The sequence below is a fragment of the Mesoflavibacter sp. genome, assembly GCF_964226795.1.
In the GTDB taxonomy this organism is placed as follows: Bacteria; Bacteroidota; Bacteroidia; order Flavobacteriales; family Flavobacteriaceae; genus Mesoflavibacter; species Mesoflavibacter zeaxanthinifaciens.
This window is the reverse complement of sequence record NZ_CAXQQP010000004.1, coordinates 81,839-95,650: the sequence shown is the minus strand read 5'-3', so window position 1 is coordinate 95,650 and position 13,812 is coordinate 81,839. Positions and strand designations below refer to the sequence as shown.

Annotated in this window: 7 protein-coding genes; 6 read left to right on the top strand and 1 reads right to left on the bottom strand. The window is 31.6% G+C overall.

The features are described 5' to 3' along the window. Positions 1-45: 45 nt before the first annotated feature. The 4 genes from ACEQT4_RS01865 (at position 46) to uvrB (ending at position 12,061) form a co-directional block, all read left to right on the top strand. A complete protein-coding gene (locus ACEQT4_RS01865) occupies positions 46-4,884 on the top strand; it encodes a choice-of-anchor L domain-containing protein (RefSeq protein ID WP_370225740.1) in 4,839 nt (1,612 codons plus the stop codon). Positions 4,885-4,944: 60 nt separating this feature from the next. Beyond that, positions 4,945-7,272 carry a choice-of-anchor L domain-containing protein gene (locus tag ACEQT4_RS01860; RefSeq protein ID WP_370225739.1) on the top strand — a complete coding sequence of 776 codons (2,328 nt, stop codon included), beginning with the start codon at positions 4,945-4,947 and terminating at the stop codon, positions 7,270-7,272. A 66-nt stretch (positions 7,273-7,338) separates the two neighbouring features. Continuing rightward, entirely contained in the window at positions 7,339-10,011 is a 2,673-nt protein-coding gene (locus tag ACEQT4_RS01855) for a T9SS type B sorting domain-containing protein (RefSeq protein ID WP_370225738.1), read from the top strand. 46 nt (positions 10,012-10,057) lie between these two features. Continuing rightward, entirely contained in the window at positions 10,058-12,061 is a 2,004-nt protein-coding gene (gene uvrB / locus ACEQT4_RS01850; RefSeq protein ID WP_370225737.1) for an excinuclease ABC subunit UvrB, read from the top strand. On the opposite strand, the gene ACEQT4_RS01845 is transcribed toward uvrB, so the two are convergent. Further along, positions 12,058-12,459, bottom strand: coding sequence for a TerB family tellurite resistance protein (locus ACEQT4_RS01845; RefSeq protein WP_223076299.1), 402 nt, complete (start codon positions 12,457-12,459; stop codon positions 12,058-12,060). The two genes, uvrB and ACEQT4_RS01845, sit on opposite strands and share 4 nt — an antisense overlap. A 165-nt stretch (positions 12,460-12,624) precedes the next feature. Here ACEQT4_RS01845 and ACEQT4_RS01840 point away from each other — a divergent pair, with 165 nt between their 5' ends. Together ACEQT4_RS01840 and ACEQT4_RS01835 are read left to right on the top strand one after the other, a co-directional pair. Next, positions 12,625-12,945 carry a DUF1456 family protein gene (locus tag ACEQT4_RS01840; protein ID WP_370225735.1) on the top strand — a complete coding sequence of 107 codons (321 nt, stop codon included), beginning with the start codon at positions 12,625-12,627 and terminating at the stop codon, positions 12,943-12,945. Positions 12,946-13,094: 149 nt separating this feature from the next. Beyond that, positions 13,095-13,796, top strand: coding sequence for a phosphoadenylyl-sulfate reductase (locus ACEQT4_RS01835; protein WP_370225734.1), 702 nt, complete (start codon positions 13,095-13,097; stop codon positions 13,794-13,796). Positions 13,797-13,812 lie beyond the last annotated feature (16 nt).

Below are 13,812 nucleotides of genomic sequence, written 5' to 3'. Positions count from 1 at the left end.
CAACATAAACATACCCCAAGTTTATTTAATTGACTGATACATAGCATGAAAGCGCATAAAACCTACAAAAATAGTCTAATATTTTGGCTAACAGTAACTCATTTTTTTATTGGTTACTTATCTTTTGGACAACAAATAACTGTAAATGACAGTTTTACCTCACAACAACTTATCGAAAATAATTTAGTACAAGGTTGTGTAGAAGTTAGTAACATAAACTCTAATTATAATGGTCAAGTTGATGGTTTTCAAAGTTTTGGATATTTTGAAAGAGCTAACTCAAACTTTCCTTTTGAAAATGGTATTGTTTTATCTACAGGACAAGTAACTTCAGCAGGAAATACTACTAACACTAGTGCCTTAAACGAAGGTAGCGATAACTGGTCTACAGATCCTGATTTAGAAGCTGCACTTGGAATAAATAACACCCTAAATGCTACATCTATTGAGTTTGATTTTATTTCTACCTCTAGTACAATTTCTTTTAATTACATATTAGCATCAGAAGAATATTTTGCAGATTACCCATGCCAATACTCCGATGGGTTTGCTTTTTTAATTAGAGAAACAGGAAGTAGTAACCCATATCAAAATATTGCATTGGTACCAGGTACATCAACACCTGTAAACACTAATACTATTCATGATGAAATAGTTGGTTTTTGCCCAGAAGAAAATAGTAATTATTTTGAAGGTTATAATATTGGAGACACTAACTTTAATGGTCGCACTACTGTAATGACAGCTTCTGCAAATATTACTCCTAACGTACAATATAGCATAAAACTAATCGTAGCCGATCAAACAGACAGAAACTTTGATACTGCTGTATTTATAGAAGGAAACAGCTTTACAGACTCTGTAGATTTAGGTGAAGATATAACAACTTGTGATGCATCTATAACTTTGGATGCAAATACTAACAATCCACAAGCTAGTTACCAATGGTACTTAGACGGAAATATAATTAATAACCAAACGGATAGCACTTTAAATGTTACTACAGATGGTAATTATACTGTTGAAGTTACAGTACCTCTTAGCGCAGATTTTTGTTCTTTTCAAGATAGTATTAATGTTGTATTAAACACTGTTCAAAATGGACCAACAATTTCGGATATTGAAGTTTGTGATGATGCTTCAAATGATGGTACAGAAATATTTGATTTAACACCAAAAACTTCTGAAATCGAAGCTACACTTCCGCCTTCAACTTATGACATTACACTTCATACCTCTCAAAATGATGCTAATAATGACCAAAACCCAACAACATCTGTAACTAGTACTACAGCTGTTCAACCTATATTCTATAATGCTCAAGATACCACGTCTGGTTGTATTTACATAGGAACTTTCAATTTAATAATTAATCCTTTTCCTATAATAATTAATCCTTCAGCCTTATCTGTTTGTTCTGATGGAGGAGGCAATGTAGATATGACTGTTAAAGATGATGAAATAACGTCTTCAAACACAAGCTATGTAGTATCTTATCATTTTTCTAATGCAGATGCTTTAACAGGAGACAATCCAATACCTCAACCTTATACACCTTCTAACCCAACCGAAACTGTTTTTGTACGTGTTGTAGATATAACTACAGGCTGTTTTACAACTACGACGCTTGAAATTGAAGTTAATACAAATCCGCAAATTAACCCAGAAACTGTTCAATTAGATGCTTGCGAACAGGATGGAGATGGTTTTGACACATTTGATCTTACTCAAGAAATTGATCAAATACTACAAGGGTTAACAAACGTAACTGTGACTTATCACGAGTCTCAAGAAGATGCTAATAATGGAACAAACCCAATAGCTAATCCAACAAGCTATGATAATATAGACCAAGATGTACAAACTGTTTTTGTACGTGTGGAAGACAATACAACTGGTTGTGCTTCTGTTGTACCTATGGAGCTTCACGCATTTCTTTTAGAAACAGGCACAAATATTACCGATTTTTATGAATGTGATGATGCATCAAATGATCAAATTGTAGATTTTGATTTATACCATATTGGATTAGAGATTATTAATGATTTAGAAAATGTTACTATTGATTTTTATGAAACAGAAACAGATCAAATCAATAATACCAATGCTATTAATCAATCTGTACCTTATACTATTAATGCTAGTCCTACTCTATTATACATAACCTTAAATAGTAGTAGCTGTAGTCATTTTTCAAATATTCAACTATTAATAAACGAAGGTTTTGAAGTAGTTTTAACAGATACCCAAACTTACTGCGATACAGATGACGACGGATTTACAAGTATAGACTTAACTTCTTTTGATACATATTCTGGTAATGGTATACCAAATCCATCTGTAGATTACTATTTAACACAAGCAGATGCAGATAATAATACTAATAGCTTGCCTGCATTTTATACTAATACGACAAATCCTTTAACCTTATATGTACGTGTACAAAATACCATGACTGGTTGTTACGCAACGTCTTCTTTAGATATTGAGGTTTTACCAGCTCCAACCATTAATCAACCTTCAGATATTATAATTTGTGATGATGATCAAGATGGTTTTTTTATAGTAGATTTAGACGCTAAAATTCCAGAAATTGTTAATACCACTACAGATAGAGCTTTTAGTTTTCATACCTCACTAACTGATGCAGAAACTAATAGCAGTCCGATTACAGATACGCAAAATTATAATGCTAATACACAAACTGTATATTGCCGTGTAGAAAACACTAATACCGGTTGTTACGCTGTGCAATCTATTACTATAATAGTAAACACATTACCCATATTTACACCAATAGAAACTTATACCAATTGTGAAAATGATGGTAATCAAACCGCAGACTTTATCTTTCAAGAAAAAGATGCAGAAATTTTAAACGGTCAAACAGGAAAAGAAGTTTTATATTTTGAAACTGCTCAAAATGCTATAAACAACGTAGCTCCTATTGATAAAACTGTTGCATATCAAAATACATCTTCGCCTCAAACTATTTTTGTTAGAGTACACAATATTACAGATCAAAGCTGTTACGATACAACTTCTTTTGATATAGAAGTTGGCGCTTACCCAATTTACAACACGCCAACAGATATATTTGTTTGTGACGACAACTCTAATGATGGGTCAGAAACTTTTAATCTAGATGATATTACTTCAGAAATCACTCAAAATTCATCAGAAAACTTAACAGTTACTTATCATTTATCTCTAGCTGAAGCTGAAGCGCAAACTAATCCATTACCAAATTCTTTTACAAATACAGTAAATCCTCAACAGATTTTTGCTGTTGTAGATAACGGTACTTATTGTAAAGGTATTTCTAGCTTTGAGTTTAATGTTATACAAGTCCCGTTAACAAACACACCAAACAGCTTAGAGACTTGCGATGATAACACAGATGGTTTTACAACTTTTGATTTAACCGTTTCAGAAATTGAAGTTTTGCCAATTAGACAGAATAATACAGAGATTGAATATTACACAAACCTTACAGATTTAGAGCAAGGCACAAACCAGATTACTAACCCAGAAAACTTTACAAATACAATAAATCCACAGACAGTTTTTATAAAAGTTGTAAATACTATTTCTAATTGTTATGCAGAAATTCCGTTAGATTTAATTGTTGAAGTACCACCTGTTATTAATCCAAATGTAACTACTCAAATTTGTGAAGAAAGTACTTTCTCTTATAATTTAAACAATACATTACCAGATTTAGTAGACACAACACAGTCTATTGAAACTGAGTTTTATTTATCTTTAAACGATGCTCAACTTCAACAAAATACTTTAGACTCAAATTACACTTACAACGTTGGAAATCAGACTATTTTTGTAAGAGCTAATTTTATTGGAAGCAACTGTTTTAACATAGAGTCTTTTACATTACGAGTAAACCCATTGCCTACAGCAAATAATATTCAAAATTTAGAAACTTGTGATGATGATTATGACTTGTTTGCTAATTTTAATTTAGGAGTGCAAACTCCGATTGTATTAGGTAATCAAAACTCTTCAAACTTTACGGTAAACTATTATACATCTCAATTAGATGCAAATAATAATGAAAACGCCTTAACAGATTTAAATGTATTTAGTGAAGATGGAACAACGTATTTCATCCGTATAGAAAACAATATTACAGGCTGCTACAACACAACAAATTTTAATACAATTGTACATAGAAAACCAGAATTAGATATTGAAGACCAAGTACTTTGTTTAGATAATTTACCATTGTTAGTTTCTGCTGAAACAAATGAACCAACAGACAGTTATTTATGGTCTAACGGAAGTACAAATTCTTATATTGAAATTAATCAAACTGGAACATATTCTGTAACTGTTACAACACAATTTGGTTGTTCTACTTCTACAAGTTTTTCTGTTTCTCAATCTGAAGCTGCTACTATTGACTTTACAGAAACTATAGATTTTTCAGACCCAAACAATGTTACTGTAGAAGTTTCAGGGATTGGTGATTATTTATATCAATTTGATGATGAAGATCCACAAGAATCTAATTTCTTTAACAACGTACCAATTGGTCCTCATACAATAACTGTAATAGATTTAAACGGATGTAATTCGACTTCAAAAGACATAGTAATTATTGATGTACCTAAATTTGTAACACCAAATAATGATGGCTATTTTGATACTTGGCATATTACAGGTGTAGAGCAGTTAGAAGGCACAATAGTACATATCTTTGATCGTTACGGTAAACTTTTAAAAACATTAAATCATACCTCTCAAGGTTGGGACGGAACTTATAACGGAAATCTATTACCTGCAACAGATTATTGGTATGTTGCTAATGTTAAAAAAGGCGCTATAGAATTTGAAATTAAAGGGCATTTCGCTTTAAAGCTTTAACATTTTTATAGTCTTAATAATTAGATTTGTTACGTACATTTGCATGCCAGTTTAAAATGTATGAGACAAGCATTTATTTTATTTATTTTACTAAGTATAAATTTAGCTGTATCACAAAATGTAACTACAGATTGGACATCTTACACACCACAACAATTAATTGAGGATGTTTTAATAGGTAATGCGTGTATATCTAATGTTCAAGTCACTAATGTTGTTGGTGGTAATTTTAACACAAACGATTTAAGTTACGGGTATTTTAATGCAAACGGATCTTCATTTCCATTTCAAGAAGGTGTTGTTTTAAGTACAGGTAAACTCTCTAACGTAAACGGACCAAACACTTCATTAAGCGATGATAATGCTAGTAATTGGCAAGGAGACACAGATTTAGAACAAATTTTAAATGAAAGCAATACGATTAATGCTACCATTATAGAGTTTGAATTTACTGCACCTGCTAACCAAATAAGCTTTAGATATTTATTTGCATCAGAAGAATATCAAGAAGGTAATCCCAACACCTGTCAATATTCAGATTTATTTGGATTTTTAATTAGGCAAAGTGGCACACAACAGTACGAAAACATCGCTTTGGTACCAGAAACTAATACTCCGGTAAAGGTAACAACGGTACATCCAGGAATACCTGGTGCTTGTCAAGAAGAAAACCAAGCTTACTTTGGTAGTTGGAATAACAGTAATGCACCAATAAATTTTAATGGCCAAACAGCTGTACTTACTGCTATTGCAAACACAACTCCTAATGTTACTTATGAGGTAAAATTAGTTATAGCAGACGAGCAAAATTACCGTTATGATTCAGCAGTCTTTTTAGAAGCTAGTAGTTTTGAATTATACACAGACTTAGGTCCTAATTTACTTCAAAACACAAATAACGCATTATGCGAAAATGACACCACAACATTAGACGCATCTCAACCAAACGCAACAGCTTATGCTTGGTTTAAAGATAATGTTTTGCAACCTGAAATTACTTCTAATTATATAGTAGATTCTCCAGGAACTTACAGTGTAGAAGTTACTTTAAATAATGGATGCATTTCTTATGGTGAAGTTGTTATTGAAGAGTTTCAACAACCTATCGTTCAAAACACATCATTAACAAATTGCGATATTGATCAAGATGGATATACCACATTTAACCTAAACTATGCAGAGCAGACTATTATAAACAATGATAGCAATTTATTTGTAGTAGATTATTTTACTGATTTTAATGATGCGCAACAACAAATTAACCCAATACAAACGCCTGATAGTTTTAATAACACACAAATAAATCAAACTGTATTTGCATTGGTTAGCTCTACTCAGTCTAATTGTTCTAGCATAGCAGAAGTTAACTTAAGTATTTCAAATAATACATTACCAAGTTTTTCTTTAGACGCTTGCGATGAAGGTGAATTAGACGGTTTTACAACCTTTGATTTAACCCAAGTACAATCGCAAATTGCTAATGCTGTTCCTGCAAATTCAACAATAACATTTTATCAAAGTATAGATAACGCTTTCGTGGAAACAAACCCTTTACCTTTAAGCTTTGAAAATACCGAAGCTAATTTTCAAACCATATTTGCTAAAGTTACTAGTAATGGTAATGAATGTTTTGCAGTTACTAATGTAGATTTATCTGTGTTATACACACCACAAATAGAAGCAGATCAAACTTTTGATTACTGCTTAAATAATTATCCTGAAACGATAACCCTTTATGGTGGAGTTTTAAATGACTCGCCAAGCAATTATTATTACCAATGGTTATTAAATGGAATAGATACAGGAGTTAACACAAGTTTTATTGATATTAATGAAATTGGTACCTATACCGTAATTATTACAGATCCTAACGGTTGCTCAAACTCAAGAAATATAATTGTAAATCCAATTGAAGCACCAATAATAGAAAGTATAGATTACACAGACTATTCTAATAACAATACAGTAACTATAAATTTAGAAAATACTGGTCAATTTAGTTACGCAATAGACGGTCAACCTTATCAAGATAGTAATACTTTTACTAATGTTTCAGCTGGTTTACATACTGTTTATGTTACAGAAATTAACGGCTGTCAAACTATAGAGCAAACAATAGCAATAATTGGTTTTCCTAAATACTTTACACCAAATAATGATACAATTCATGATTATTGGAAACCATACGGAATGACAGATGGTTACAACACTAATCTTGATGTTAAAATTTTTGATCGCTACGGTAAACTTTTACATATCATTAACCCAAACACAAAAGGCTGGGACGGAACTTACAGAGGACGGTTAATGCCAGCAAATGACTATTGGTTTTTACTTACAGACACCAATGGTAGAATATATAGAAGTCATTTTGCTTTAAAAAGATAAACAACTAACTTTTACTTAACACAAATAAGATAAAATATTGTTTTATTTGCCGTCCAATTTATACAAATGAAACATATTTATTTTTTATTAGCATTAATAGTTCTTTCTAGTAATACGCTTTTAGCTACAAGTTGTCCAGACCCAATAATTAATACAATTAACCCTAGTTCTGGTCCCGCAAACACGTTAATTACTATAAATGGCAGCAATTTTTCTACAACATCTCAAATCACTATTGAAGGTATTTCTGCGACTTATAACATCATTGACAATACTCATTTAGAAGTTTTTATTCCTACAGGAACTAATGGTTTATCAGATTTAATAATAAATACTTCTGGTGGTTGTTCTACAACAGCAGCAACGCAAATAAATGTATTAGATTCTTCTTGTAATACTAGCGAAATTTATATTTCAGAAATATATGACTCAGAACCTGGAAGTTATGGAGTTATAGAACTTTACAACCCTTCCAACACCACTGTAACTTTAGATGGCATTTATGATATAGAACGCTACGGAGATATTGGTAATGCTACACCTTCTATAACTGTTCCTTTAGTTAACTCAATTGGGCCACAACAAACTTATATCTTGCAAATGGGTAGCAATGGAAATACCTGTTCTGTTTCTGCAGACGAAAGTGTTGGTTCTGGTTTTAACGATAATGATGAATTTAAATTACTTAAAAATGGTGTCGTTATCGATGTAGTAGAAGCTTTAAACGAAAGAGGCTATAGTTTTATAAGAAACCCTAACGCTATTGCTCCTATTAATATTTTTAACGCTTCAGACTGGTCTATATCTGGCACAGAAGATTGTAGTGATTTAGATAGCCATACAACAAACTTTAATAGTAGTAATCCAACGATAACTCATCCAAACTCTCAAACAATTTGTGATAATTCAAATATAAGTTTTACAACAAATGTAGATACAGGTTCATATACTTACCAATGGTTTTCTTTAAATGCTGTTGGTGTTTGGGTTCCATTAAATAACGACTCTACTTTTTCTGGAGTTAACACTAATACTTTATCGATTACAAATGCACCAACTGCTTTAGATAACAGTCAATATTACTGTCAAATGGTTTCTGCAGATTGCAATTTATACAGTAATACCGCTCAACTTTATATCTTAAATCCACAAGTTGATACTCTTTCAGACCAAACCGTTTGTCAAGTTTATACTTTACCAACATTAACTAACGGTAATTATTTTTCTGGTGCCAACGGTAGCGGAACCATGCTAAACGCTGGAGATGTCATTTCTACATCACAAACTATCTATATTTATAATGAAATTGGTACTGCGCCAAATACTTGTAGCAACGAGTCTAGCTTTACGGTAACAATATCCGGTAATCCGCCAGTTGATACTATCTCAGACCAAACCGTTTGTCAAGATTATACTTTACCAACATTAACTAACGGTAATTATTTTTCTGGTGCCAATGGTAGCGGAACGATGTTAAACGCTGGAGATATTATTTCTACATCACAAACTATCTATATTTATAATCAAATTGGTACTGCGCCAAATACTTGTAGCAACGAGTCTAGTTTTACGGTAACAGTTTCAGGTAATCCATCAGTTGATACGATTGCTGACCAAACCGTTTGTCAAGATTATACTTTACCTACTTTAACCAATGGTAATTATTTTACTGGTGCTAACGGTAGCGGAACCATGCTAAACGCTGGAGATGTCATTTCTACATCGCAAACTATCTATATTTATAATGAAATTGGTACTGCGCCAAATACTTGTAGCAACGAGTCTAGCTTTACGGTAACAATATCTGGTAATCCACCAGTTGATACTATCTCAGATCAAACCGTTTGTCAAGATTATACCTTACCTACTCTAACTAACGGTAATTATTTTTCTGGTGCCAATGGTAGCGGAACGATGTTAAACGCTGGAGATGTCATTTCTACATCGCAAACTATCTATATTTATAACGAATTTGGTACCGCGCCAAATACTTGTAGCAACGAGTCTAGCTTTACTGTAACAGTTTCTGGTAATCCGCCAGTAGATACGATTGCTGACCAAACCGTTTGTCAAGATTATACTTTACCAACATTAACCAACGGTAATTATTTTACTGGTGCTAATGGTAGCGGAACGATGTTAAACGCTGGAGATATTATTTCTACATCACAAACTATCTATATTTATAATGAAATTGGTACTGCGCCAAATACTTGTAGCAACGAGTCTAGCTTTACGGTAACAGTCTTAAATATTGATTTCACTTTAGATCAAAATAACATATCAATTATTGAAGATACTATAACAGTTTCTATGTCAGACAATACTATATTTTATGAGTATTCTTTAGACAATATAACTTTTCAAAACAGTAATACTTTTTCAAACTTATCAAACGGAACGTACACATTATTTGTAAGAGATATTAATGGTTGTGTAGTTAGACAGTTAAATTTTGATATAAATGTTTCTGTTGTAAATGAGCTTTTCATCCCTAAGTATTTCACTCCAAACGGAGATGCTTACAATCAAGTTTGGCAAATTATAGATCCTAATCAAATCATAAAAGAAATTTACATTTTTGATAGGTATGGAAAATTGTTAAAACAAGTTTCTACTGTTCATTTAAGTTGGAATGGTATGTATAACGGAAACGTTTTACCTACTAACGATTATTGGTATCTTATTAACTTAAAATCTGGAGAACAGCTTAAAGGTCACTTCACCTTAAAACGTTAACTTTTATAAAAGAAAATATCTGATTTTTATTCAGTAATTTTACAATATGAAATTCAAAATAAAATCAGAATTTAAGCCAACAGGTGATCAACCACAAGCTATTAAGCAATTAGCAAGTGGTTTAGATAATAATGAAAAATACCAAACCTTACTTGGTGTTACTGGATCTGGTAAAACATTTACGGTTGCTAATGTTATAGAAGAAGTACAAAAACCAACGTTAGTTTTAGCACATAACAAGACTTTAGCAGCTCAGTTATATTCTGAATTTAAACAGTTTTTCCCTGATAATGCTGTAGAGTATTTTGTATCGTACTATGATTATTACCAACCAGAAGCTTATATACCAACATCTGGTGTTTACATAGAAAAAGATTTATCGATTAATGAAGAAATCGAAAAAATGCGACTTAGCACAACATCGTCTTTACTTTCTGGTAGACGCGATGTTTTAGTAGTTGCTTCTGTTTCGTGTTTATATGGTATTGGTAATCCTATTGAATTTCAAAAAAACGTAATAAGTTTAGAAGTTGATCAAGAAATATCACGCACTAAACTACTTCACATGTTAGTTCAAAGCTTGTACTCTCGTACCGAAGCAGATTTCAGACATGGTAATTTTAGAATTAAAGGAGATACCATAGATGTATTTCCTAGTTATGCTGATGATGCATTTAGAATTCACTTTTTTGGTGACGAAATTGAAGATATAGAGCAATTTAACATCCAAACTAACGAAGTCATAGAGCATTATAATCGCTTAAACATTTATCCTGCAAATATGTTTGTAACATCACCAGATGTACTGCAAGGTGCAATAAGACAAATTCAGGATGATTTAGTTAAGCAACACGATTATTTTAAAGATATTGGTAAACATCTTGAAGCAAAACGACTTAAAGAACGTACCGAATTTGATCTTGAAATGATTAGAGAATTAGGCTATTGTTCTGGTATAGAAAATTACTCTAGATACTTAGATGGTCGCGAGCCTGGTACGCGTCCATTCTGTTTATTAGATTATTTTCCTGATGATTATTTAATGGTAGTAGACGAGAGTCATGTGACCATTTCTCAAGTTCACGCTATGTATGGCGGCGATAGAAGTCGTAAGGAAAACTTAGTAGAATACGGCTTTAGATTACCTGCTGCGATGGATAATAGACCGTTAAAGTTTGAAGAGTTTGAAGCATTACAAAATCAAGTGATTTATGTATCTGCAACGCCAGCAGATTACGAACTTGAAAAAACAGATGGTGTTTACGTAGAGCAAGTAATTAGACCAACAGGTTTATTAGATCCAATTATTGAGGTAAGACCAAGCTTAAATCAAATTGATGATTTAATTGAAGAAATCCAGCAACGTGTTGAAAAAGACGAGCGTACATTAGTTACAACCCTAACAAAACGAATGGCTGAAGAATTAACAAAATACCTAAGCCGAATTCAAATACGTGTGCGCTACATACATAGTGATGTAGATACTTTAGAACGTGTTGAAATTATGCAAGACTTGCGTAAAGGCTTGTTTGATGTATTAGTTGGTGTAAACTTGCTTCGTGAAGGTTTAGACTTACCAGAAGTATCTTTAGTAGCTATTTTAGATGCAGATAAAGAAGGTTTTTTAAGATCTAACAGATCCTTAACCCAAACTGTTGGTCGTGCTGCACGTAACTTAAATGGTAAAGCAATAATGTATGCAGACAAAATAACCAAAAGTATGCAACAAACTATTGATGAAACCGAATACAGACGCCAAAAACAAATTGCTTACAATACAGACAATAATATCACACCAAAAGCACTAAAGAAAAACTTAGATAGTGTTTTAGCTAAAAACTCAGTTAGTACTTATAGTTATGAGTTGGAAGCTGCTAAAGCTGCAGAACCAGAAAGCGAATATTTAAGTAAACCTGAATTAGAAAAGAAAATTAGAGAAAAACGAAAAACTATGGAGCAAGCTGCAAAAGCTTTAGATTTTATTGTTGCAGCACAATTACGTGATGAGATTAAAGCCTATCAAGAAAAATTAGAAGCTATTAAAAGCTAATTATACTGAGTTCTAAATATATCTATTAAAACTGCAGCTGGAACAATACGATCAGGAAAACCGTCCATAAGATAAAGAACACGCAATATTGAATCGTGATTTAAGCCCATTTTAAGTCCGTAATTAAATAGTTTAGCTTCTTCTGCTGGATTTTTACTACTATCTAAATGAGCTAATAAAACTAACCTATGAAACTGTACAATACGTTCACTATAAGATTTTAAAGTAATACCTCCTATCGGGTTTGAAATTAAATAATCAAAATCTTCTCTAGAAATGTTTAGTTGTTTAGATACACCTAATAAAAAATTAAACTCAATAGGCTTTAAAGTATCATCTTCTTTTGCAAAAGCAATCATTTCTGATAAAAGACTTAATTTCTCAACTCGGTTAGACATAACTATTTTTTTCTTTTATAAAATTACGTATTATGTTTTTTTTATAGTCGTTAAAAGTGTGCCACTTATCGAAAAATGAGTAGTTTTACAACGTATTTAAACGTATTTTATCTTTATAACCCAATAAAAATACAGTTTTAATTATTGATTTTCAAATACTTAAACATGACAAACAACGATATTTTCAAAAAACTAAGAGTTGCTCATAAGCTTCGTGATACTGATATAATTGAAATTTTAGCTCTTGTTGATTTTAGAGTTACAAAGTCTGAATTAAGTGCTTTTTTTAGACGTGAAGATCATCCTAATTATGTAGAATGTGGTGATCAAATCTTACGTAATTTTTTAAACGGTCTTATTATTCATTTACGTGGACCAATGCCTAAAAAAGGAGAGCAACCAAAAAGTAATCCTACAACAAAAACAAATACAAAAAAATTTAATAACAAGAAAAACTTTAATAAGCCAAAGTCAAAAAAAGACTAATAAACTAGTTTTTATATTGTATTAAAAACACAATTAAACAGACAATTCAATAATTAAACTGTAGTTTTTATTGTAATTACTTAAAAATTTTTCGACAAATTTCATATCAAAAAAATCATTGCTATCTTGCAAGTTCGTAAAGATTGATTATGTTCGAGACAACTCCCAAAACAATAGTTAAGCCTAACATTTCTGAAGAAGAAATAAAAGCGCTAAACAAAAAATATAAAACCTTATCGGTTACAGAAAGAATAGCAGAACTTTATAAAGATTTTAAACAAGAAGACGTGATGTTAACCAGCTCTTTTGCTGCAACATCTGCTTTTTTATTAAAATTAGTTTCTGATGTAAACAAAACTCAAAAAGTATATTTTATTGATACAGGTTATCATTTTGAAGATACTTTAAAATATAAAGAAGCATTAACTAAAAAATATGGTTTAAATGTTGCTTCTATAGGTGCTTTAAAAGAAGAACATGAGTTTACTACTAAAGACGAAACTTGGCGAAAAAACCCTGATTTTTGTTGCTCTATTAACAAAGTAAAGCCTTTAGACCTTATTAAAAACCAATATAAAGTTTGGGTTTCTGGTTTAATAAAATGGCAAAGTGACCACAGAGCTACTTTGGATATTTTTGAACTAAGAGGTGATATTTTAAAATTTTATCCGCTTTTAGATGTAACAAAAGAAGAGCGTGATGCTTATATTGAAGAGCATCAACTTCCTTTTCATCCATTAGTATCTAAAGGGTATCACTCTATAGGTTGTAAGCATTGTACTGTTCCTGGAGAAGACCGATCTGGTCGATGGAATAACAACCCAAAAACAGAATGTGGTTTACATTTATAAGACAATAAAAACAAAT